The 23,453-nt window shown below is 60.2% G+C and carries 12 protein-coding genes, 3 tRNA genes, 3 rRNA genes and 1 pseudogene; 10 read left to right on the forward strand and 9 right to left on the reverse strand.

Annotation, left to right across the window (positions count from 1 at the left end; translation table 11 throughout):
- Positions 1 to 59: 59 nt before the first annotated feature.
- The 4 genes and pseudogenes from MB84_RS18495 (at position 60) to aac(6') (ending at position 4,943) form a co-directional block, all read left to right on the forward strand.
- Positions 60 to 1,640: an ABC transporter substrate-binding protein gene (locus MB84_RS18495; protein WP_046292819.1), complete on the forward strand. Its 1,581-nt coding sequence runs from the start codon at positions 60 to 62 to the stop codon at positions 1,638 to 1,640.
- 74 nt (positions 1,641 to 1,714) lie between these two features.
- Positions 1,715 to 3,651, forward strand: a pseudogene (locus tag MB84_RS18500) (acyl-CoA thioester hydrolase/BAAT C-terminal domain-containing protein).
- Positions 3,648 to 4,247, forward strand: a complete 600-nt coding sequence (locus tag MB84_RS18510) for a peroxidase-related enzyme (RefSeq protein ID WP_046292821.1) — start codon at positions 3,648 to 3,650, stop codon at positions 4,245 to 4,247. Before MB84_RS18500 ends, MB84_RS18510 begins: the two are co-directional and overlap by 4 nt.
- A gap of 219 nt (positions 4,248 to 4,466) precedes the next feature.
- Positions 4,467 to 4,943 (forward strand): aminoglycoside 6'-N-acetyltransferase, encoded by a 477-nt coding sequence (gene aac(6') / locus MB84_RS18515; RefSeq protein ID WP_046292822.1) that lies wholly within the window; start codon positions 4,467 to 4,469, stop codon positions 4,941 to 4,943.
- Positions 4,944 to 5,267: 324 nt separating this feature from the next.
- Here aac(6') and rrf read toward each other — a convergent pair.
- The 5 genes from rrf to MB84_RS18540 form a co-directional block, all read right to left on the reverse strand.
- Positions 5,268 to 5,380, reverse strand: a 5S ribosomal RNA gene (rrf, locus tag MB84_RS18520).
- Between the two features lie 129 nt (positions 5,381 to 5,509).
- Positions 5,510 to 8,387, reverse strand: a 23S ribosomal RNA gene (locus MB84_RS18525).
- Positions 8,388 to 8,692: 305 nt separating this feature from the next.
- Positions 8,693 to 8,768: transfer RNA gene (locus tag MB84_RS18530), tRNA-Ala, on the reverse strand.
- 51 nt (positions 8,769 to 8,819) lie between these two features.
- Positions 8,820 to 8,896, reverse strand: a tRNA-Ile gene (locus tag MB84_RS18535).
- A 64-nt stretch (positions 8,897 to 8,960) separates the two neighbouring features.
- Positions 8,961 to 10,493 (reverse strand): 16S ribosomal RNA (locus MB84_RS18540).
- Together the 16S, 23S and 5S rRNA genes with 2 tRNA genes alongside form the textbook arrangement of a ribosomal RNA operon.
- Positions 10,494 to 11,093: 600 nt before the next feature.
- On the opposite strand from MB84_RS18540, the gene MB84_RS18545 reads away from it, so the two are divergent.
- Positions 11,094 to 12,104 (forward strand): serine/threonine protein kinase, encoded by a 1,011-nt coding sequence (locus MB84_RS18545; RefSeq protein ID WP_046292823.1) that lies wholly within the window; start codon positions 11,094 to 11,096, stop codon positions 12,102 to 12,104.
- Positions 12,105 to 12,194: 90 nt separating this feature from the next.
- Here MB84_RS18545 and MB84_RS18550 read toward each other — a convergent pair whose 3' ends face one another.
- The gene (locus MB84_RS18550) at positions 12,195 to 12,605 is read right to left on the reverse strand and encodes a metal-dependent hydrolase (RefSeq protein ID WP_245725409.1); all 411 of its coding nucleotides are present in this window, start codon (positions 12,603 to 12,605) and stop codon (positions 12,195 to 12,197) included.
- 65 nt (positions 12,606 to 12,670) lie between these two features.
- Here MB84_RS18550 and MB84_RS18555 point away from each other — a divergent pair, with 65 nt between their 5' ends.
- The 4 genes from MB84_RS18555 (at position 12,671) to MB84_RS18570 (ending at position 14,721) form a co-directional block, all read left to right on the forward strand.
- A complete protein-coding gene (locus tag MB84_RS18555) occupies positions 12,671 to 12,868 on the forward strand; it encodes a hypothetical protein (RefSeq protein WP_157122787.1) in 198 nt (65 codons plus the stop codon).
- Between the two features lie 140 nt (positions 12,869 to 13,008).
- Positions 13,009 to 13,737 carry a transporter gene (locus MB84_RS18560; protein ID WP_046292826.1) on the forward strand — a complete coding sequence of 243 codons (729 nt, stop codon included), beginning with the start codon at positions 13,009 to 13,011 and terminating at the stop codon, positions 13,735 to 13,737.
- Positions 13,738 to 13,862: 125 nt separating this feature from the next.
- Positions 13,863 to 13,939: transfer RNA gene (locus MB84_RS18565), tRNA-Met, on the forward strand.
- A gap of 257 nt (positions 13,940 to 14,196) precedes the next feature.
- The gene (locus tag MB84_RS18570) at positions 14,197 to 14,721 is read left to right on the forward strand and encodes a cysteine hydrolase family protein (protein ID WP_046293985.1); all 525 of its coding nucleotides are present in this window, start codon (positions 14,197 to 14,199) and stop codon (positions 14,719 to 14,721) included.
- An 11-nt stretch (positions 14,722 to 14,732) separates the two neighbouring features.
- Here the strand turns inward: MB84_RS18570 and MB84_RS18575 are convergent, their stop codons facing one another.
- The gene (locus MB84_RS18575; RefSeq protein WP_046292827.1) at positions 14,733 to 15,701 is read right to left on the reverse strand and encodes a bifunctional helix-turn-helix transcriptional regulator/GNAT family N-acetyltransferase; all 969 of its coding nucleotides are present in this window, start codon (positions 15,699 to 15,701) and stop codon (positions 14,733 to 14,735) included.
- A 139-nt stretch (positions 15,702 to 15,840) separates the two neighbouring features.
- The gene (locus tag MB84_RS18580) at positions 15,841 to 17,208 is read right to left on the reverse strand and encodes an aminotransferase-like domain-containing protein (protein ID WP_046292828.1); all 1,368 of its coding nucleotides are present in this window, start codon (positions 17,206 to 17,208) and stop codon (positions 15,841 to 15,843) included.
- A 79-nt stretch (positions 17,209 to 17,287) separates the two neighbouring features.
- Between MB84_RS18580 and MB84_RS18585 the strand changes: the two genes are divergently transcribed.
- Positions 17,288 to 17,788, forward strand: a complete 501-nt coding sequence (locus tag MB84_RS18585; protein ID WP_046292829.1) for a PaaI family thioesterase — start codon at positions 17,288 to 17,290, stop codon at positions 17,786 to 17,788.
- A gap of 63 nt (positions 17,789 to 17,851) precedes the next feature.
- Here the strand turns inward: MB84_RS18585 and MB84_RS18590 are convergent, their stop codons facing one another.
- A complete protein-coding gene (locus MB84_RS18590; protein WP_169835025.1) occupies positions 17,852 to 23,149 on the reverse strand; it encodes an IPT/TIG domain-containing protein in 5,298 nt (1,765 codons plus the stop codon).
- Positions 23,150 to 23,453: the final 304 nt, after the last annotated feature.

A 23,453-nucleotide genomic window follows, 5' to 3' on the forward strand; every position in this document is an offset into this window, starting at 1 on the left:
CCGGCATTCGCCCTAACGAATCACCTTAACGAATCACCAACGACCAGGATCGATTGATAATGAAACGCTTCTTGTTGTCCTCTCTGGCGGCTGCCCTGCTCGTGACGAGCGCAGCGGCCTCCGCACAAGCCAACTCCTCGACGCTGCGCATCGCGTTTGCCGACCCGCTGTCGTCGATCGACCCCCAGTTGAACAACCACGCGGGTGACCGCTCGGTGAGCCTGCACTTCTGGGATCTGCTCGTCGAGAACAAGTGGAACAAGCTCCAGCCGGGGCTCGCCGTCTCGTGGAAGGCGCTCGACCCGAAGACGTGGGAATTCAAGCTGCGTCCGAACGTGAAGTGGCATGACGGTCAGCCGTTCACGGCCGCCGACCTCATCTACTCGTACCAACGCGCGCGTAACGTGCCCGGCAGCGTGGCGACCTATGCGGGCTACCTGCGCACCATCGACACGATGAGCGCACCGGACCCGCTCACGCTCGTCGTCAAGACGAAGATTCCGAACCCGGATCTGCCGCTCAACCTCGCGTCGGTGCACATTGTGAGCAAGCACGTCGGCGAGAAGTCGAACACCGACGATTACAACGCGGGACGCGCCATGGTCGGCACCGGCCCGTTCAAGTACGTCTCGTACACGCCGGGCGACCGCGTGGAGATGGTGCGCAACGACAACTACTGGGGCGGTAAGTCGGAGTGGGAGAAGGTCGACTATCGCTACATCAACAACGGCGCCGCGCGCACGGCTGCGCTGCTGGCCGGTGACGTCGACGTGATCGACAAGGTCCCGGCGTCGGACATTCCGCGTCTGAAGAAAGCGCCGAACGTGACGGTGTATCCGTATCCGGGTCTGCGCGTGATGCTGCTGCAACCGTCGTTCCGTGAAGGCACCAACCAGTACATTACCGACAACGCTGGCAAGCCGCTCGCGAAGAACCCGTTGCTCGACGTGCGTGTGCGTCGCGCGCTGTCGCTCGCCATCAGCCGCGAAGCGATCGTCTCGCGCATCATGCAGGGCGCGGCCAGCGTGGCCAACCAGTGGATGCCGAAGGACACCTTCGGCTACAACCCGGACGTGAAGGACATTCCGTTCGACGCCGCACAAGCCAAGAAGCTGCTGGCCGAGGCGGGCTTCCCGGAAGGCTTCAAGCTGACCATGCACGTGCCGAACGACCGCTACCCGCAAGGGCCGGAGACGGCACAGGCCGTGGCGCAGTTCTGGACGCGTATCGGCGTGAAGACGCAGGTGGAAGTGGTGCCCTGGGCCGTGTATTCGGGCCGCGCGAACAAGAACGAGTACGCCATGACGATGCTGGCATGGGGTAACGGCACGGGTGAAGCGAGCTACGCGCTGGTGAACGTGCTGGCGACGGTCGACGCGAAGAAGGGGCTGGGCGCTTCGAACTGGGGTCACTACAGCAACCCGGCCATCGACAAGGCGCTCGACGCCTCGACGGCCGAGTTCGACGAAGGCAAGCGTGAAGCGATCCTGCGACAGTCGGTGAAGGTCGAGACGGACGACGTCGGCACGATCCCGCTGTACCACTACCAGAACATCTGGGCCGCACGTAAGGGTCTGAAGGTCACGCCGTTCACGAGCGATCGCACCGTCGCGATGCAAGTGACCAAGGCCGCGAAGTAAGGCGTCGACGCGTTATGACGTCATCCCTTACTTCATCTGCCGGTTCGATGTCTGATTCGTCGACGCAATCGTCGATGTCTTCGCTGACATTGACCGCGACGCCCGCCGACGCGCTGATCGACGTGCCGCGTCACCTCGTGGTGCGCGGCGCGACGCCCGGCGCACATATCACGCTGGCTGCCCGTACCGCGCGGGCAGGCGGCGTGGTCTGGCACGCGCATGCCACGTTCGTGGCCGATGCCGAGGGCGTCGTCGACGTGTCGCGCGACGCTCCCGTCAGCGGCAGCTATCAGGGGGTGTCTGCGATGGGCCTGATCTGGTCGCAGGTGCCCGAAGACGGCGAGAGTCGCGATGTGTTCCCGCAACCGGTCATCGCTCCGTTGGTGACCACTGTGTTTGCACAGGAGGCAGACGTCGGACACGTCGGCTCGCACGACCATGGATCGGCCAGGGCATCGGCCGCATTGGCGGCAGACGTGGCATCCGCGCAGGCACCGACTTCGCGCGTTTCGTCGGTGTCGTTCACTCAGCGGCTTGCCGCCGAGGGCGTGACGCGACGCGACGTTCGTGAAGACGGGCTCGTCGGCACGCTTTATCTGCCGCCGGGCGAAGGCCCGCATCCCGCCGTCATGATCCTCAACGGGTCCGGTGGCGGGATCAACGAGCCGGGCGCTGCGTTGTATGCGTCGCATGGTTACGCGGCATTCGCCCTCGGTTACTTCAAGGGACCGGGGCTGCCCGACTACATTTCCAATACACCGCTCGAATACTTCAAGCAGGGCCTGGACTGGTTGCGCAGGACGGTGCGCCCGGCCCATGACTTCGTCGCCCTCTCGGGGCAATCACGGGGTGGCGAGCTGGTGCTGCTGCTCGGTGCGACGTTCCCGGAGGCCGTCTCTGCGGTGATCGGCTACGTACCGAGTGCGCTGATCCACAGTGCGCAGAATGCCTGCGATCCGGCCATCGGTCGCGAAGGCCCGACCTGGCTGCTCGACGGCAAGCCGTTGCCTCACATCTGGGAAAACAACCGGACGGCGTCGTGGGCCCCCTTCGACGAAGGTCCGCCGCCCCATCGTCACGCCAAGGCCATGCTGACGGCGCTCGACGATGCGGATGCTGTCGAGCGTGCACGCATCCCCGTCGAGAAGATTCGCGGACCGGTGATGTTGCTGTCGGCGCAGGATGATGGTTCGTGGCCGTCGAGTCTCTATTCGCGGATGGTAACGGAGCGGCTCGCAACGCATGCACATCCGTATGTGGTCGAGCATCTCGATTTCGACCGGGCGGGGCACGCCATCGTGTTCCCGTTTGTACCGACCACGCAGCTCGTGTACGCGCATCCCGTCTCAGGCAAGATCAGCACCGGCGGCGGCGAGCCGGACGCCAATGCGATCGCCGACGAGCGTTCGTGGGCTGCGGTGCAGGCGTTCCTCGCGCAGGCTGTGGCCGAGCGCGCTCATTCACAAGGACAATCATGACCGCCAACACTCAATACGACATCGCCAACGATCTCGTCGACCGCGTCGCGGGTCTGACGCCGGGGACGGCTACGCATACGCTGCGTCATGCGCGCGACAAAGTGGCCGTCGCCACGCAGGGTAGTTACGACGGCCTGTTCGATCCGGCGCTCGAAGGTATCTCGCTCGTGGAGCGCTTGCTCGTCGGGTTGTACGCAAGCCGCCTGACGCCCTCGCCAGCGCTCGCTGCGCACTATCGCGCCGAGTTGGGCAAGCATGATGTCGATGCAGCGCAGTTGAAGGCCGCGGAATCGGGATCGCCGGACGACGTAGCGGATGCACGTCTGCGCGCGATGCTGACGTTCACGCGCACGCTGATCGAGAATCCGGTGGCGGGGGATAAGGAAGCGCTGCACAAGCTGCCGGCGGCGGGATTGACGACACCGGCCATCGTCGCGCTGGCACAGCTGATTGCGTTCCTGTCGTATCAGACGCGTCTGGTTGCAGGACTGCAAGCACTCAAACAACTGGCTCCGCAGGAGGTGACGGCATGAGCGAAATCATCCGTTCGCATGGATTTACCAACGAGTCGCTCGACTGGGACGCCTGGCTCGATGTGGTCGAACTCGAGAAGGCGACGCCGGAGCAGGTAGCGGTGCTGGAAGAAAGTCATCCGAAGGCCAAGACATCGGATTATTACCTCTTCCTCGTGCATCAACCGGAGATCCTTCGTCAACGTTCTGCGGCGTTCAATGCCATCATGTACGCGCCGGGCGGCATGCCGCGCGCTGAGCGCGAACTATCGACGACGGTCGTCTCGCGTATCAACGGATGCGTGTATTGCGCATCGGTGCATGCGCAGCGATTCGAGCAGTTGGCGAAACGTAACGACGTCATCCGTGAAGTGTTTGATGAACCGCGCACAGCAGGGACGACGGATCGCGAAAAAGCGATTGCGCAGTTCTCGATTGCGCTGACGGAGACGCCTGGCGATGTGCGTCCGGCGCAGTTGCAGGCGTTGCGCGACGTCGGCCTGACCGATGCGGAGATCCTCGACCTGATCCACTCCATCGCCATCTTCGCGTGGGCCAACCGTCTGATGCTGAATCTAGGCGAACCGGTGTTCCCGGAGACGGTAGCGGCGGTCTGATGTAGCAGCGGGCGACATTCGCATTAATAGTACTCAAGCTGAATCTGGGCGAACCTGAGCCTCCGGCATTGGCTGCTGCGATCCAACGTGGCGGCGGGTAAAGCTGACGTTGAAAATACAAAACGCGCTGTCCGTTGGGCAGCGCGTTTTCTTTTGGGCGCAAGGATGTGAATGGTCAGTGTAGGCTGAGGCGTCTGGACTTGAAACGGGAACTCAGCAATGCCCCATCTGCAATTTCACATCAAACCGATCGGCACTGACGAACTTACGCCCTGGCGTTCGCTAAGGAAAGATCTTTGGCCTCAAGCGAGTGAAGCCGAGCATCGGCAAGAGACCGAAGAATTGCTGTCGCAGCCAGAACGCTACTTAGCGGTCATTGCCATGTCTCCGGACGGAGACGCCTTGGGATTTGCGGAGGCGTCGATACGACGCGACTACGTCAACGGCTGCGACACATCCCCTGCCGTCTTTCTCGAAGGCGTCTACGTTAGCCCTTTGTCTCGACGTATGGGTGTCGCGCGCGCCCTATGTACATCGGTCGAGCAGTGGGGTGTCTTGCAAGGATGTGAGGAGTTTGCGTCCGACACCGACATCAACAATGTCGACTCCCAGAGGCTCCACAAGGCACTTGGCTTCGCGGAAACCGAACGCGTCGTTTTCTTCAGGAAGCGTTGCCGCACTGGCACGACGCGTTGATACGCGAATAGGCGATTGAGCAAGGACGGTCGAGCAAAACGTAGTTCAGGTGAGCCGCAACGTCAGGAAACTGACGGCGCTCTGGCGTTACAACAACGCGCGTCGATCGGATGACTTGCAGAATCGCGCTACCCGAAACGCCGTGCATATTGCAACGCGGCTCTATCGACGTTATTTGAGATGATCGATTAACCGAGAGCCATAACCAAAGCGCTGACCAAGGCACAGCCTGTTAAGGCTGAGGGTGCAGTGGATTCGTGTACAAGTACGCCCCACAAAGCAAAAACCCCTCGCTACGTGAGTAGCAAGGGGTTTTTAAGGGGAGCCTGACGATTACCTACTTTCACACGGGTATCCGCACTATCATCGGCGTGGAGTCGTTTCACGGTCCTGTTCGGGATGGGAAGGGGTGGTTCCAACTCGCTATGGTCATCAGGCTTAACTTGTATGTTCTGCTGAGCGGGGTCAGCAAAACCAATTCGGAAGAAGCGTAGTACAACAATTCTTGTGGGTTATGAGTTGTATCGGCACAGCGATACTCACACCAGGAAAAACACACTGGTTATAGGATCAAGCCTTACGGGCAATTAGTATCAGTTAGCTTAACGCATTACTGCGCTTCCACACCTGACCTATCAACGTCCTGGTCTTGAACGACCCTTCAAAGGAATCGAGTTCCTAGGGAAGTCTCATCTTAAGGCGAGTTTCCCGCTTAGATGCTTTCAGCGGTTATCTCTTCCGAACATAGCTACCCGGCGATGCCACTGGCGTGACAACCGGTACACCAGAGGTTCGTCCACTCCGGTCCTCTCGTACTAGGAGCAGCCCCCTTCAAACTTCCAACGCCCACGGCAGATAGGGACCAAACTGTCTCACGACGTTTTAAACCCAGCTCACGTACCTCTTTAAATGGCGAACAGCCATACCCTTGGGACCGGCTACAGCCCCAGGATGAGATGAGCCGACATCGAGGTGCCAAACACCGCCGTCGATATGAACTCTTGGGCGGTATCAGCCTGTTATCCCCAGAGTACCTTTTATCCGTTGAGCGATGGCCCTTCCATACAGAACCACCGGATCACTATGACCTGCTTTCGCACCTGCTCGACTTGTCAGTCTCGCAGTTAAGCACGCTTTTGCCATTGCACTATCAGCACGATTTCCGACCGTACCTAGCGTACCTTCGTACTCCTCCGTTACACTTTGGGAGGAGACCGCCCCAGTCAAACTGCCTACCATGCACTGTCCCCGATCCGGATTACGGACCTAGGTTAGAACCTCAAACAAACCAGGGTGGTATTTCAAGGACGGCTCCACAGAAACTAGCGTTCCTGCTTCAAAGCCTCCCACCTATCCTACACAGACCGGTTCAAAGTCCAATGCAAAGCTACAGTAAAGGTTCATGGGGTCTTTCCGTCTAGCCGCGGGTAGATTGCATCATCACAAACACTTCAACTTCGCTGAGTCTCGGGAGGAGACAGTGTGGCCATCGTTACGCCATTCGTGCAGGTCGGAACTTACCCGACAAGGAATTTCGCTACCTTAGGACCGTTATAGTTACGGCCGCCGTTTACCGGGACTTCAATCAAGAGCTTGCACCCCATCATTTAATCTTCCGGCACCGGGCAGGCGTCACACCCTATACGTCCACTTTCGTGTTTGCAGAGTGCTGTGTTTTTATTAAACAGTCGCAGCCACCAGTTTATTGCAACCCCTTCACCCTCCTGGCGCAGGCCAGTTAAGCTACAAGGGCGTACCTTATCCCGAAGTTACGGTACCAATTTGCCGAGTTCCTTCTCCCGAGTTCTCTCAAGCGCCTTAGAATACTCATCTCGCCCACCTGTGTCGGTTTGCGGTACGGTCTCGTATGACTGAAGCTTAGAGGCTTTTCTTGGAACCACTTCCAATTGCTTCGCGAACAAGTTCGCTCGCCCCACAGCCTTGAATTACGCGCCCGGATTTGCCTAAGCGCCTTCTCCACTGCAGGGACCGGGACTTCCAACACCCGGACAACCTTCCGCGATCCGTCCCCCCATCGCATCATACGACGGTGCAGGAATATTAACCTGCTTCCCATCAGCTACGCATCTCTGCCTCGCCTTAGGGGCCGACTCACCCTACGCCGATGAACGTTGCGTAGGAAACCTTGGGCTTACGGCGAGGGGGCCTTTCACCCCCTTTATCGCTACTCATGTCAGCATTCGCACTTCTGATACCTCCAGCATCCTTTACAAGACACCTTCACAGGCTTACAGAACGCTCTCCTACCATGCGAGCAAGCTCGCATCCGCAGCTTCGGTATATTGCTTAGCCCCGTTACATCTTCCGCGCAGGACGACTCGATCAGTGAGCTATTACGCTTTCTTTAAAGGGTGGCTGCTTCTAAGCCAACCTCCTGACTGTTTTAGCCTTCCCACTTCGTTTCCCACTTAGCAATATTTAGGGACCTTAGCTGGCGGTCTGGGTTGTTTCCCTCTTGACACCGGACGTTAGCACCCGATGTCTGTCTCCCGTGATTGCACTCTTCGGTATTCGGAGTTTGCTATGGCGAGGTAATCCGCAATGGACCCCTCAACCATGACAGTGCTCTACCCCCGAAGGTGATACACGAGGCACTACCTAAATAGTTTTCGGAGAGAACCAGCTATTTCCAAGTTTGTTTAGCCTTTCACCCCTATCCACAGCTCATCCCCTAACTTTTCAACGTTAGTGGGTTCGGTCCTCCAGTACGTGTTACCGCACCTTCAACCTGGCCATGGATAGATCACTTGGTTTCGGGTCTACACCCAGCGACTGAACGCCCTATTCGGACTCGCTTTCGCTACGCCTTCCCTATTCGGTTAAGCTTGCCACTGAATGTAAGTCGCTGACCCATTATACAAAAGGTACGCCGTCACCCCTTACGAGGCTCCGACTGTTTGTATGCATGCGGTTTCAGGATCTATTTCACTCCCCTCCCGGGGTTCTTTTCGCCTTTCCCTCACGGTACTGGTTCACTATCGGTCGATTACGAGTATTTAGCCTTGGAGGATGGTCCCCCCATCTTCAGACAGGATTTCACGTGTCCCGCCCTACTTTTCTCAAGCTTAGTTCCACACCAGAGTTTTCTCATACGGGGCTATCACCCACTATGGCCGGACTTTCCATTCCGTTTTGATAACACCGGTGCTAAATCTTGAAGGCTGGTCCCATTTCGCTCGCCACTACTTTGGGAATCTCGGTTGATTTCTTTTCCTGCAGCTACTTAGATGTTTCAGTTCGCCGCGTTCGCTTCGCTAGACCTATGTATTCAGTCTAGGATGACCTAAAAGGCCGGGTTTCCCCATTCGGACATTTGTGGATCAATGCTTATTTGCCAGCTCCCCACAACTTTTCGCAGGCTATCGCGTCCTTCATCGCCTGTAATCGCCAAGGCATCCACCACATGCACTTATTCGCTTGACCCTATAACGAGTGTGTCTTGCCGAAGCAGGACATTCGCTACAGGTTGAGTATTCGCGTTGTGCCGTATTCCAAGTCATCTTTCGATCACTTAAATACTGGTTGATACAATCACAACCCGTACAATTTCCACGCGCCATCTCTAACGCGCTTCCGTTGTACTACTTCTTCTTCCAAATTGTTAAAGAACATAAACTGCATGACATTGCTGTCATTCAAAAGCTTTCACTCAGCTTGTAATTCATCACGAGGGATTGGACTACAGACGTAAAGCGCTTTTGACTGACATCGATGCGATCTAAGGTTTTTGGTGGAGGATGACGGGATCGAACCGACGACCCCCTGCTTGCAAAGCAGGTGCTCTCCCAGCTGAGCTAATCCCCCAATCAAGCCGACTTACCACCACTTGAGTCTATCGCACAGTGGTTAAAAGCTTGGTGGGTCTAGATGGACTCGAACCATCGACCCCCGCCTTATCAAGACGGTGCTCTAACCAACTGAGCTATAGACCCGACTTAGATCTACGCAGTCAACAACCGATAAGCGTGAACACTCAACTTCCAGTGCATGCTCTAGAAAGGAGGTGATCCAGCCGCAGGTTCCCCTACGGCTACCTTGTTACGACTTCACCCCAGTCATGAATCCTGCCGTGGTAAGCGCCCTCCTTACGGTTAGGCTACCTACTTCTGGCAAAACCCACTCCCATGGTGTGACGGGCGGTGTGTACAAGACCCGGGAACGTATTCACCGCGACATGCTGATCCGCGATTACTAGCGATTCCAGCTTCACGCAGTCGAGTTGCAGACTGCGATCCGGACTACGATCGGTTTTCTGGGGTTAGCTCCACCTCGCGGTTTGGCAGCCCTCTGTACCGACCATTGTATGACGTGTGAAGCCCTACCCATAAGGGCCATGAGGACTTGACGTCATCCCCACCTTCCTCCGGTTTGTCACCGGCAGTCTCCTTAGAGTGCTCTTGCGTAGCAACTAAGGACAAGGGTTGCGCTCGTTGCGGGACTTAACCCAACATCTCACGACACGAGCTGACGACAGCCATGCAGCACCTGTGTTACGGTTCTCTTTCGAGCACATCCGCCTCTCAGCAGACTTCCGTACATGTCAAGGGTAGGTAAGGTTTTTCGCGTTGCATCGAATTAATCCACATCATCCACCGCTTGTGCGGGTCCCCGTCAATTCCTTTGAGTTTTAATCTTGCGACCGTACTCCCCAGGCGGTCAACTTCACGCGTTAGCTTCGTTACTAAGGAAATGAATCCCCAACAACTAGTTGACATCGTTTAGGGCGTGGACTACCAGGGTATCTAATCCTGTTTGCTCCCCACGCTTTCGTGCATGAGCGTCAGTATTGGCCCAGGGGGCTGCCTTCGCCATCGGTATTCCTCCACATCTCTACGCATTTCACTGCTACACGTGGAATTCTACCCCCCTCTGCCATACTCTAGCCTTGCAGTCACGAATGCAGTTCCCAGGTTAAGCCCGGGGATTTCACATCCGTCTTACAAAACCGCCTGCGCACGCTTTACGCCCAGTAATTCCGATTAACGCTTGCACCCTACGTATTACCGCGGCTGCTGGCACGTAGTTAGCCGGTGCTTATTCTTCCGGTACCGTCATCCCCCCGAGGTATTAACCCAGAGGATTTCTTTCCGGACAAAAGTGCTTTACAACCCGAAGGCCTTCTTCACACACGCGGCATTGCTGGATCAGGCTTTCGCCCATTGTCCAAAATTCCCCACTGCTGCCTCCCGTAGGAGTCTGGGCCGTGTCTCAGTCCCAGTGTGGCTGGTCGTCCTCTCAGACCAGCTACAGATCGTCGCCTTGGTAAGCTTTTACCCCACCAACTAGCTAATCTGATATCGGCCGCTCTTGTAGCGCGAGGCCCGAAGGTCCCCCGCTTTCCTCCTCAGAGCGTATGCGGTATTAATCCGGCTTTCGCCGAGCTATCCCCCACTACAAGGTACGTTCCGATATATTACTCACCCGTTCGCCACTCGCCACCAGGTGCAAGCACCCGTGCTGCCGTTCGACTTGCATGTGTAAGGCATGCCGCCAGCGTTCAATCTGAGCCAGGATCAAACTCTTCAGTTTAAACCTGTTACTGTTTTCGGTTTTTCGTGATAAATCACTCGAACCGGTCGCTCTCAAAGTATGCTGACAAGTTAATTACTTAACTTACCTATTACTATGTGAGCCTCAATAAATTTAAAGCTTATCTGCCGAAGCAGACGCACCATTCATCGAGTGCCCACACTTATCGGTTGTTTAATTTTTAAAGATCAATCGCATCTGACTTAACTTCGTCGCTTTGTTACCGCGCCGTCGCTTCGTTTTCTGCGTCGCTGCATCAGCAGCAGAGAAGTGAGATTATGTCGCAACTTCTCGTCGTCGTCAACAGTTTTTTTTCGCTTTCTTCGTTCGTCGCCGTAGCGACTCGCAAGCTCCAAAACCACTAACCACCGGGCTTTCCAGCCCGTCGCTTCAACTTCGTCGCTGCTTTCGCTGCGTCGCTGTCGTTGCGAGAGACGGAATATTAATGACCTTCGTGAGCGAGCGCAAGCCCTTTGTGAAACTATTTTTACGAAGGCGCATTTCCCTCGGTTTGTCTCGCGTCGCATACGTCGAGCCTCTATATATAGAGAGGCTCGACACCCCCGCACGCGCGCCCTCACCTTTGGGCACAATACGCGCATGAACACCGATCTCCCCCAAGGCGCCGACGCACCCCAGCACCCGTTTGCCTCACTGCTCCCCGACACGGTCATCACCGCCGTGGAACAACTTGGGAGTTATAGCGACGGGCGTCTGCTCGCCCTCAACAGCTACGAGAACCGCGTCTATCAAGTAGGCATGGAAGACGGTCCGCCGCTGATTGCGAAGTTCTACCGTCCGCAGCGCTGGACCGACGACGCCATCCTCGAAGAGCACGCTTTCACCCAGACGCTCGCACAGCAGGAAATCCCGGTCGTCGCCCCGCTTGAGATTCGCGGCGCAACCCTGCATCACTTCGACGGTTTCCGCTTCGCCCTCTTCCCGCGACGTGGCGGCCGCGCCCCCGAGCTTCAGGATCCGGACACGCTCAACTGGCTCGGACGCTTTCTCGGACGCATCCACGCCCAAGGCACAACGCAACCGTACCAACACCGCCTCACGCTGGACATCGACACGTACGGCCGCGCCCCCGTCGACTATTTGTGGACGAACGACTTTATCCCGCCCGACTTGCGCGACGCCTGGCGCACCATCGTCGACCTGGCGCTCGACAGTATCGCGCGCGCCTATGAGCGAGCAGGAGACGTCAAACTGCTGCGGGTACACGGCGACTGCCACGGCGGCAATGTCCTATGGACGGACGCGGGCCCGCACTTCGTCGACTTCGACGACACCTGCATGGCCCCGGCCATGCAGGACCTCTGGATGCTGCTCTCCGGCACGCGCGCTGAAATGACCGGTCAGTTGGACGAGGTCCTCTCCGGCTACGAAGACTTCGCCGACTTCAATCCCCGCGAACTGCATCTGACGGAAGCCTTGCGAACGTTGCGCCTACTGCATTACAGCGCCTGGCTCGCCCGACGTTGGGACGACCCCGCGTTTCCTGCCGCATTCCCGTGGTTCAACACGCAACGTTACTGGCAGGATCGAATCCTTGAGCTTCGCGAACAAGTGGCATTGATGGATGAACCGCCGCTGACCTGGCGCTAACCGTCGCTCAGTCACTCGAACCGCTCAATCTTCACCGCCCGGCACCCGAGCCCGACAAAGCACATCGTCGAACGCGCGCCGCCGGGCGCACTACCACCACCGCCACATCGCGAACGCCAGCGCCGCCGCGACGCACCACTCCGCGCTCGACCCTGTCGTCACATATAGCGGCGACCGAAAACGCGTTCGAAGCGGCCAGCAAAGCGGCACACCGGAAGGCGTCAACCAGTCGGCCAGCAGATGCGAGAGATATCCCGCACATAACGCCAGCATCCACGCAGGCACATGCCCCCAACCATATAGACATGCCGCGATGGCGAGCGCGGGCAGCAACAAAGAGTGCGTCATGCCGCGATGCCCGAACAATCCGGAAATCAACAGCGACACCGGTGCAATGCGTCGACCCAACACACTTTTCGGATGATCGATATCGGGCAGCAACGCGCCGACGAGTGTCAGCGGCCACGCATGGACGCTGGCGGCCCAACCGGTGCGATGCATCAGCCAGGTAGCACCGACACCGAAAATAAGATGACTTCTGGCTTGCATGAAGGACGAGTGAGTAGGTGATGGCCCGCGAAAATCGCACGCGATTCCGCGCTCGAAAAGAGGCCGAAGTCTACCACCGCGCACCGGCCGCGGCTTGCACGATTGCGTCGTTCGTCACCACACCGAAAATCAACACGCAAGACCTCCGCCCCTCCCGAATCGGGAACATCGGCAAATACGACACGTTCGCCGGTTTTTCAGTCCAGTCCGATTGACGGTGTCATATGCGGCCCGTACGATCCCGCCGACCGATCGCGCATTGCGTCGCGCGCCCGGCAAATCGACAATCGGATTCACAGCGAATCCGCAACAAAACGACGCAGCACCAGAGAACAGGTCCCCGCCGGAGTTTTCGATGAAGAAGTTTCTGATCCTCGCAGCGACACTCGCACCGCTTGCCGCACACGCGATGAACCCGCTAGTCACGGACGACACCGGCACGCAAGACACGGGCAACTGGCAGCTTGAACTCAACAGCGAATGGCTGACGCAACCGACGTCGCGTCAACAACAGTGGAACAACACTCTGACGTATGGCGTGCTCCCTAATCTCGATGTCGCCATTCAAGCGCCCTATCAGCGCTCGCGCCCCGACGGCGACGGCTGGACCAGCGGCTTCACCGATCTCCAACTGCAAGCCAAGTGGCGCTTCCTCGAAGGGGAACAGTGGAGCCTGGGCCTCAAGCCTTTCATCACACTCCCGACGGCCAGTCAGGACCGTGGCCTTGGCAACGGCCGCGCGACGACCGGGGCGAATCTGTTGATGCAGTACAACCTCGACCGCTGGACGTTTCTCGCGAACGTCGGGTACACATGGAACAACAACGGCCTAGGCAATCGCACGAGCTTGTGGAATGCGTCGACGGCAGTGCTCTTCAGCGTGACGGAAGAGGTGCGACTCGTTGGCGACATCGGCCTGGCCACCAATCCCGACAGCTCGACGTCAACCAAACCGGCCTACGCACTGATCGGGGTCGTCTACAGTCCGACGAAGGATCTCGATTTGGACGTCGGCTACAAACGCGGCCTGAATCCCGCGTCCCTCAGCCATTCCGTACAGGCAGGCGTCACGATCCGGTGGTGAGCAGCGAATGCGCAGGATGCCTAAAAAACGCACGCCTCGCGCATGGATTTTGGAAGCGCGTTAAATTTAGTGTCACAAATGCTTGACACAATGCGCAGAATACCCGTATTATTCTTCTTCTCAGACGCGGGGTGGAGCAGTCTGGCAGCTCGTCGGGCTCATAACCCGAAGGTCACAGGTTCAAATCCTGTCCCCGCAACCAAACATTGTAAAAAGCCTTGATTTCGCGAAGAAATCAAGGCTTTTTGCTTTTCAGCACAGCACGGCCGCGCAATCGAACAACAACGTGCCGTTCGCCGCAGCGCAGTCGCCCGAAGCCTTCTGATAGAGTCGTCGCGTCACTCTCTATCGAGACATCCGATGACGTCATCTGTCGAACGCAAAACCACCGATGCGGCGTTACAGAGCCCGGACGTGCTCAACAACCCACTCATTCCGGCGAAGACGGCACTGATCGTCATGCACTATCAGACGGACATCCTCGCGCTGTTCCCCGCCGTCGCGCCGACGCTGCTCGCCAACACACGTGCGTTATGCGACGCGGCGCGCGCCCGCGGCATCGCCGTCTACTTCGTCAAATTCCACTTTAGTCCCGGCTATCCGGAAGTCAGCCCGATGAACCGCAACGGGCAAGGCGTGAAACGGCTGGGATTGTTCGTCGACGACACCATTTCGCCTGAACTGGCGCAACGACCGGACGAGCCGCTCGTCCTCGCGCATCGCGCCAGCGCTTTTTACGGCACCGACCTTCAGTTACGACTGAGCGCGAGCGGCATCGACACGTTGATGATGGTCGGCATCGCCTCGACCGGCGTCATGCTGTCTTCCGTGGCCTACGCAAGCGACGCCGATTACCGACTTCTCACGGTGAAGGACTGTTGCTACGACCCCGATACGATCGTTCACGATCACCTTTTCGCAACAGCCTTCGACTCGAGAACGACGGTGCTGTCGCTTGCCGACGCCCTGTCGATTCTGACGTAGATCGCTGCCATTCATCCCTTGCGACGGTTAAACCGCTGCTCGACGACGCGGCTTCCCCATTGCTCGCCCTCCGCTTCCTCGGCGAGACGAAAACCGAACGATTCATAAAGATGGCGCGCGGCGTCGAGCCCTTTGAAGGTCCACAGGTAGGTCTCGTTGAAACGCGAGTCGACATACGCCATGGCGGCCGACATGAGACGCCGTCCAACGCCAGAGCCACGCAGCGCGTCGTCCACGATGAACCAACGCAAGTGGGCGACACCCGTCTCCAGATTCCCATCGATGGCGAGCGAGGCCAGCGTGCGCCCGTTTTCGACGTACAACCATAGCGCCTTGCCCTCCGCTGGCAACGCCCCGGCAAACTCCGCCAGCCCGGTCGCCACCTTCTTCTCGAAGTAAGCGCCGAAGCCCCAGTGCTCCGCGTAGTAGCGTGCATGCAGGCTGGCGATATCGCCGATGCATCCGGGCTGATAACCCTCCGCAATCTGCGCATCGATCCCGGCCTCATCCCCCCGCTTTGCCGAATTGTCCTGGGCGAGCGCATCGGCATATAACCCGAGCGAGCGGACCAGCGCTTCCTGATCTGCGGGCACGATACGTCGTAATGCACTCGACACCTGATCGGTTGCGAAACGGTCGATCTTGCGCCGCAGCTTCTGCCCGGCCTCGGTCAGCGAGAGTTCGGAGGTTCGCGCGTCGTCGTTGGCGGTCGTGCGCCGCACGAGGCCACTGGCCTCTAGCTTCGCCACTTGTCGGCTGGTGTTCGATTTGTCGAGACGCAGAATATTGCCGAGGTCCTTGGCGCTGATGCCGGGCGTCGCGCCGATTTCGATGATGGCGTGGACGGCCGATGGCGCGAGATCGCTATCGGCGAGCGTGGTACGCATGAACCCCAGCTCCCGCACCAGTTTTCTGGAGAAATCGCGGAGTTCGAGAATCTCCGCTTCGCGCGGCTTACCGGGCAGATCGACGAGGTCCATAGGGCATCTCACATAGGTCGCGAATGACGTCAGTCATGACGGTGACGCAAGAAAGTTGCGCCACGCAACCAATATAGTTGCGAGGCGCAACTTATGCAAGGTGGTGAAATCCCGTGATGCCCGAATGCCGCTGCCGCCGTCACAGCGGCATTCGGTCGATGACCTCGCGCACTTCGGCGAGCACCGGCGCGACCTGCGCCTCGCTCATCGAACTCAACCCCAGCCGAAGCGCATGAGGCGCGTGCCGCGTCGTGGCGTAGGCCTGCGCCTTCGATACGGCGATGCCGCGCGCAGCCAGCGCAGACGCCGCCCGGTCCATGCGCAACCCCTCGGGCAACGGCAGCCAGAGAAACAAAGACGACGGATGCGCGACCACCTCCATACCGCGCAACGCCTCACGGGCAACCGTCTGACGCCACTTCGCCTGCGCGCGCTGGCGCTCCTCCTGACGCTCGACGTCACCGCTCGCGAGCCAGCGCGTCGCGATGGCCGTGACCACACTCGACAGACTCCAGTACGAGGCCCGCACCACACGTTTGACCTGCGCTGCGTACGCCTCAGGCGCTACGACATACCCGAAGCGCAACCCCGTCGCCACGCTCTTCGAGAGACTCGATACGTAAAACGTACGCTCGGGTGCGGGCGTGACGATGGGCGGCCCCGCGTTATCGACGAGATACGCATAAGTCGCATCTTCGATGATCAGGCAGTCGTGACGTCGTGCAATCTCTACCAAACGCCGACGCTGTGCCCTACTCAACACCCAACCCAGCGGGTTGTGCAACGTCGGCATCGTATAGATGGCCCTCACGGCATGGCGACGGCATATCGCTTCGAGCGCATCGAGATCGGGCCCCACATGTCCACTTCCCGCACCCTGCCCGCGATGCTCCGCCGCGACGGGCTTCAACGCCAGCCCTGCCAGCGACGCCGTCATCTTGAACCCCGGATACGTCAATGCGTCGACGGCCACGGCATCGCCCGGGCGCAACGTCGTTCGTACCAGGACGTCGAGGCCTTGTTGCGCGCCACCGACGAGAAAGACGCGCGCCCCCGGTACGTCGATCCCGCGCGCACGACGCAGATACGCCGCCACCGTCTCGCGTTCGTGTTGCCGACCGCCGGGCGGCTGCTGATGCATCAACGCACTGAGATCGCCCGCCGTCGCCAACTCACGCAACGTCGCGCGCAGCAACTCGCTCTGATCCGGCCATGACGGATGGTTGAACGACAGATCCACCGCGCTGGAACTCAGCCGCGCCTCGTCATCGACGTCCCACTCGCGCTGCATCGGACGATCCCGAACGAATGTCCCCCGTCCGACCTCGCCGACGACCAGCCCCAGATCGCGCAGCTTTGCGTAGACCTTGGTCGCGGACGCAATCGCCATGCCGTACTGCGCGGCGAGTTTTCGATGCGTCGGCAGTGCCGAGCCTGGCGGCAGCGCACCGCTGCGAATATCGGCCGACAGGCGTTCGACGAGCGCAGAGACAGGGGAATCGGTCATGACTGTACGTAGGACAATTTCTTGATTGTCCGATTCTAGGCGGCGACACTTCAGATCGCAAACGTCAAAAGAGACCGCCATGCCCCAGACGACCGACATCCCCCAGGACGCGCAATACCCCGTGCTGACCTATTTGCAGCGACTGCTCGACGGCACGCTGCGCGGCAACGAATCCATCCATATGCGCTACCCTACGGCGATCTCGCAATTCCTCGGCTTCCGGATCGTGGAAGTCGGCGAGGCGCTCGCCGTCATCGAACTGGATACCCACCCTGAGATCCACGGCAACCAGCAAGGCACCGTGCATGGCGGCCTGCTGTGCGAACTGGCGGACGCAGCCATCGGCACCGCACACTCGACACTCATGGGTGAAGGCGAGACGTTCACGAGCATCGATCTGAAGGCGACGTTTCTGCGCCCGGTGTGGGACGCACGTCTGCTGGCCCGCGCGTGGGCAACGCATCGCGGACGCACCGTCTCGCACTATCAATGCGACATCCAACGTGAGGACGGCAAGGTCGTCGCGCGCGTGGACAGCGCCGTCATGACCTTGCGCGGGGAGCACGCCAGAGGTCGATGACAGAAAATGAACAGGCCCGCCGATCATCCGACCGGCGGGCCTGTTCAATCACTGACGCGACCTTCAGAACGGTGCCGTGAACGTCAATCGGAAGCCTTGCTGCAATCCGCCCATCCCCGTCGTCACGCTGTAATCCAGCCCGAAGATGAGCGCACCGGTGCGCAGTTTCGTTCCCGCACCGACTTGCACGCGGTCGCTGCCGTACGGACTGCCCGGCACGAAGTACACCGGTCCGCTCGACGCGATATCGGCATACGCCAGTCCCGCCAGACTCTGCCCGTTGAAGTCGTGCTGCAACTCCACACGAATGTAGGGCGAGAACGTCCCGATGCGTGTCGCCTTCGCGAAACCGGCGCGCACGCCCAGGGTGCCGGAGAGCGTATTCACGTTCTGCTTGAAATACGTGAGCGCGTTGAGCCCCGCACCGGTTTCGCTGTACTGATCGAGCGTGGAGCGCGACGCCGTCAGACGGCCGTACGGCGAGAACAGCCAGTCGTCGGTACGATACTCGTACCCGGCGGACAACGAACCGAAGAACTGCTGGCCGTTGCGCTTGCCTTGCGCGAAGTCGTTAGCGTCGACAACCCAGCGGCGCGAGTCGAAGCTCAGCGTGCCAAAGCCTGCGACAGCATCGACGAAGAGCACCGGAATCGGACGATAGCTCGCGTACAACGCACCGCTATAGCTGTCGCCCGTGCTGCGTGTACCGGAACTGCCAATGTCGGTGGAGTCGTGCCCGTAACCGACGCCCGCGCCCAGCGAGAACTGATCGGAGAAGCGATAGTCCGCGCCCATCGTCACGCCACCGGTCGTGAACTTGAAGCCCGAGCGCTGGGCGGCCGTGTTGGCGAAACCGAAGTCCACCGTACCCGCCGTCCAGTAAGCGAAACGCTGGTCGCCGTTCTCGCCTTCGCCGGGCAGGTTGGGACCGTCGCCCGTAGCAACGCCGCTCGTGCCCGCGTTCTTGTCCGACTTATCGCGCACGTCGAGGCTCCTGGCCTTATTCATCGCCGTCGGGCTGACCTCCCCTCGCAGGCAGGCGTCGCGATCCGTGATGCCGACGACATCCTGACATCGCGCCGGGTCGCGACTGTTGCCGCGATCCGCCGACGGCAGCACCACGTTCAACCCGTTGCTCGACGGCGCGCGCCCCTTGCCGTGCAGCATTTCGAGACGCTGGTTGTAGTTGCCGATCTGTGTGGTGGCGAAGCGTCGCGCGGCTTCGACCTGTGCGCCGATGAGACCGGTCACGTCGGGGTCGGTCGTCGGATCCTTGCGCGGCGCGACGGTGACCTTCGCCGTACCGGGTGCGGATGTGGCGTTCGCGTTCGAGATCGTGTACGAGAGCACCGCGACACCGGCAAACGTGGCGGCTGGGACGAAGCGCAACGTGTACTTGTTCCCTGTGGCGACGGCGGCACCCGCGGTCCCCGCTGCGGCGGGCGCAGCCGCTGTGCTGATGATCGTTGCCGTACCCGCATTCGCCGGTGAGATCGACACGACGTTCGCGCCCGTGAACGGCCCTCCCGTCGCGCCGGTAGTGATGTCGAAGTCGGCCGTGCCGTTGGCGGCGACAGACGCCTCTTGCGGTGCAGCCGTCACCGGCACGGCCCGCACGGTTACCGTCACCGGAATCGGCGCGGACGTACCGACCGCGTTGGTCAGCGTGTAGGCAAACGTCACATCGCCATTCGTGCTCGGCGTCGGCGTGTAGACGATGTCCTCGCCATTGACGACGGCCGTACCGCTCGATGGCGGCGTCGCAATGGCGATGCGCGTGAACGGCCCGCCCACGGCCTTGGCCGTCGCCCGGAACGTAACGGGTGCGTTCGAAAGCGTTTGCGTTTGCACCGGGGGGGCCGATGCCGCCTGGCCCGTGATGTTGAAGTTGTAGCTCTGCGTCGCCGTGAGCGGCGTGCCCGGCCCCGTGCTCGAATCCGTCGCGGTGACGGTGAACGTGCTGGCGCCGGTCGTTGTCGGCGTGCCGGAAAGAATGCCCGTCGCCGGATCGAGCGACAAGCCGTTGGGCAATGTGCCCGTCGTGACGTTGTAACGATACGGCGCGACGCCATTCGCTGCCGTCACTGTCTGGTTGTACGCCTGCCCCGCGAACGGCGTCGGCAACGATGTAGGACTCAGCGTCATCGTCGACGTGTTCACCGTCAGGCTAATCGACTTGTTCTTGGAGAACGGCGCGCCCGTGCCACTCGTGCTGTCGGTCATCTTGACCGAGATCGGGAAGACACCGGCCGCCGTCGGCGTGCCGGAGATCGTACCCCCGGCGGTCCCCGACGTGAACGTCAACCCGTTCGGCAAGCCCGTCACCACGAAGGTGTAGGGACCGTTCCCCCCACTTCCTGTGACGACTTGCGAATACGCCTGCCCCAATATTGCGGCGGACAGCGTCGTCGGGGTGACGTCGAGTACCGGCGCGGCAATGCGCAACGTCAGCGGCAAGGTCGCGGAGAAATGGTTGCTGTCGGTCGCCAGAATGATGAAAGATGCGCCAGTGTTCGTCTGCGTCGGTGTGCCGCTGATGACGCCAGTCGCCGGATTCCAGTTGATACCTGCAGGCAAAGAGCCCGTCATCAGTGTGTACGTGTATGGCCCGACCCCGCCGCTCGCCTGAATCGTCTGCGCATATGCCGCACCCGCGACACCGTCCGGCAACGACGAGAGGTTGAACGTGATCGTCGGAGGCGTCACCGACATGGCGATGGTACCGCTCGTGATCGAGTACGGGCCGCCCGCCGTGAGATTGTCGGTGACTTGCACCTTGAACGAGTAGGCGCCTACTGTCGTCGGCGTGCCGGACAACGTACCGCTCGGATCGAGCGTCAGGCCAGGTGGCAGCGTACCGACAGGGGCGTACGTGTAAGGTGCCGTGCCACCCGAGGCCGACTTCAGCGAATCCGAGGTGTAGAACACACCGACAGCGCCAGCCGGAGGCGACGACGGCGCATAAGCGAACGTCGAAGGCGAAACGGTTACGGAGACGACCCCCGGCAACGATGCGCCTGCGAGGTTCGTCAACGTGTAGGAGAAGGAATCCGTGCCCGAGAATCCCGCATTCGGTTTGTAGGTCAACGATGTGCCCACAGCCGTGGCCGTGCCATTGGTCGCTTGCAGGCTGACCCCGACCGACGTGACACCGTTAGAGAGGTCGACATTGACTGGCGTCGCAGCGCTGTTGAACGCGACGGTCATCGACACAGGCGCCGCCGTGGGTTTTGCGACATAGGTATATCGATCCGCCGCGCCCGTGGCACTGCTCCCGCCTGCCGACGTGACAATGACGTCCACGGTCCCCGCCGTGCCGGCAGGCACCGTCGCGGTCATCGACGTTGCCGTGCCAAGCGTAAACCCGGCGCTGGTGCTGCCAAACTTGACACCGGTCACCGCGTTGAGGCCCGTTCCGCTGATGGTCACCTGTCCGCCCCCGCTGTCCGGGCCAATGTTGGGGGTCACACCGGTGATCGTCGGCGCAGAGACATAGGTGAACTTGTCGACCCCACTCACGGCACTGGTCCCTCCCGCTGTCGTTACGCGCACATCCTGAATACCGGTGCCCGCAGGCGATGTCGCGGTGATCGACGTGTCGCCGCTAACCGTATAGCCCGTCGCGTTGCTCCCGCCAAAGGTCACGACGGTCGCACCGGTGAAGCCCGTACCGACAATCGTGACCAATGTGCCGCCTGCACCGGGTCCCGTCGCAGGCGCGATGGCCGTGACGTTCGGCGGGATGACGTACGTGAATCGGTCGGCGCCAGAGATTGCGCTGGTACCGCCCGGCGTCTGCACCCGGATATCCACCGTCCCTGCGCCGCTGGGCGACGTTGCGGTGATCGACGTACCACTGTTGACCGTGTACGTTGCGGCATTCGTTCCACCGAACGTCACCTGTGTCGCGCCGCTCAGGTTTGTGCCCGTGATGGTGACTGACGTGCCGCCTGCCGTTGGCCCGGATTGAGGCGCTACGCTCGTCACCGTGGGCGCCGAAGCGTACGTGAAACTCGTGGGCAGCGTCACACTGCCGCCTGCGGTCGTCACGACCACGTCGACGAGACCTGCGGCATGCGCGGGGGTCGTCACCGTTATCGAGGTCGGGCTGTTGAACGTCAGGCCGGTCGCGGAGGTACCGTCGAAGGTCACCGACGCGCCGGCGGTAAAACCTGATCCCGTGATCGTCACGGAAGTGCCGCCCGGGGCCGCGCCGGATGCGGGCGAAATTCCGCTGATTGTCGGCGCGGCGACATAGGTGTACCGATCGCTTGCCGACGTTGTGCTCGTACCCGCTGCGGTCGTGACGGTGACATCCACCGCGCCGGCAGTCCCGCCGGGGATGGTCGCAGTGAGCGACGTGCTGCTGGTGACGTTGACGCCAGTCGCTGGCGTGCCGCCGAAACTCACGGCGGTCGCACCGGCGACGAAGTTCGTGCCGTTGATCGTGATGAGGCCGCCGCCAGCCGAAGGCCCTTGATTGGGCGTCACACTCGTTACTGTCGGGATGTTGGCGTAAGTGAACTGGTCCGCTGCGCTGGTTGCGCTCGTCCCACCGACAGCCGCGACCCTGACGTGAACGGTGCCGCTGCCTGCAGGCGCAACTGCCGTGATGGACGTTGCACTGTTGACTGTGATCGACTGTGCCGACGTGCCACCGAACAGCACGTCCGTCACAAACGTGAAATCCGTACCGGAAATCGTGACGCTGGTCCCCCCGCCAGTTTCGCCCTGGCTCGGCGTCACGCCCGTGACCGTCGGCGGGTCGACGAACGTGAACGTAGCCGGTGTCGGCGCCGTTCCACCGGAGGTCGACAGGCTGACGTTGACAAGGCCGGCGGCATGACTCGGTGTTTTGACCGTCATGATCGTCGGACTAACGACTGTCACATCCGTGCCCGCATCCCCCCCGAACGTCACCGCTGGGGGACCGCTCGTCACAAAGTTCGTGCCCGAGATCGTCACCGACGTGCCACCGGCCGTCGAACCTTTCGTTGTGCCCAAGGACGTTGCCAGCGACGTGATCGTTGGCACACCTCGTTCGCGATTGACCGTCAGTACACGCGGATTTCCATAGGTCCCGTTGCCGTTGTCCAGAAACAAGGTGAATGTCCAGGACGTTTGCGTCGAATTCGCGCCTGGCGTGAATCTGTAGATATCCTGAGTCTGGTCGTTGACGTCGATACTCAGCCTCGATTGATCCGACAGGACAATATCCGCAGTACTGCCGTTCGCCGCCGTATAGACACCACTGGTGCCCGAGCCCAGGTTCGGGTCGCAGGCCGCCAGTGCGGCATTGCTGGTGGTGCTTTCCGTGTAGGGCGCAGTCCCGGCCGGAATATTCCAGGTGCAGTCGGCCATGGCCGAAGACGCGCACAAGAGCGCGAACACCGTGAATAGACACTTCAGGTGGAATAACCAATCCACCAAAAGACCGACGCGAACGCCGGAAGCGACGTGGCGAGAACGAACGCTGAGCAACATGTTTTCCCCGAACCCCCGACGAAAGGCGCTCGGGAATTACATTGTTATTTTTACCAGTCGCACAGGCACGTCAGGGAGAAACAGCGGTGATCCCCTATCACACAAACAGGCACAGCTTTATTAATGCTTTTTGGCGCCAATCAATGCCCCGCGAATGCGTTCGCAAGCGTAAAAAACATGA

The sequence above is a fragment of the Pandoraea oxalativorans genome (assembly GCF_000972785.3).
Classification (GTDB): domain Bacteria; phylum Pseudomonadota; class Gammaproteobacteria; order Burkholderiales; family Burkholderiaceae; genus Pandoraea; species Pandoraea oxalativorans.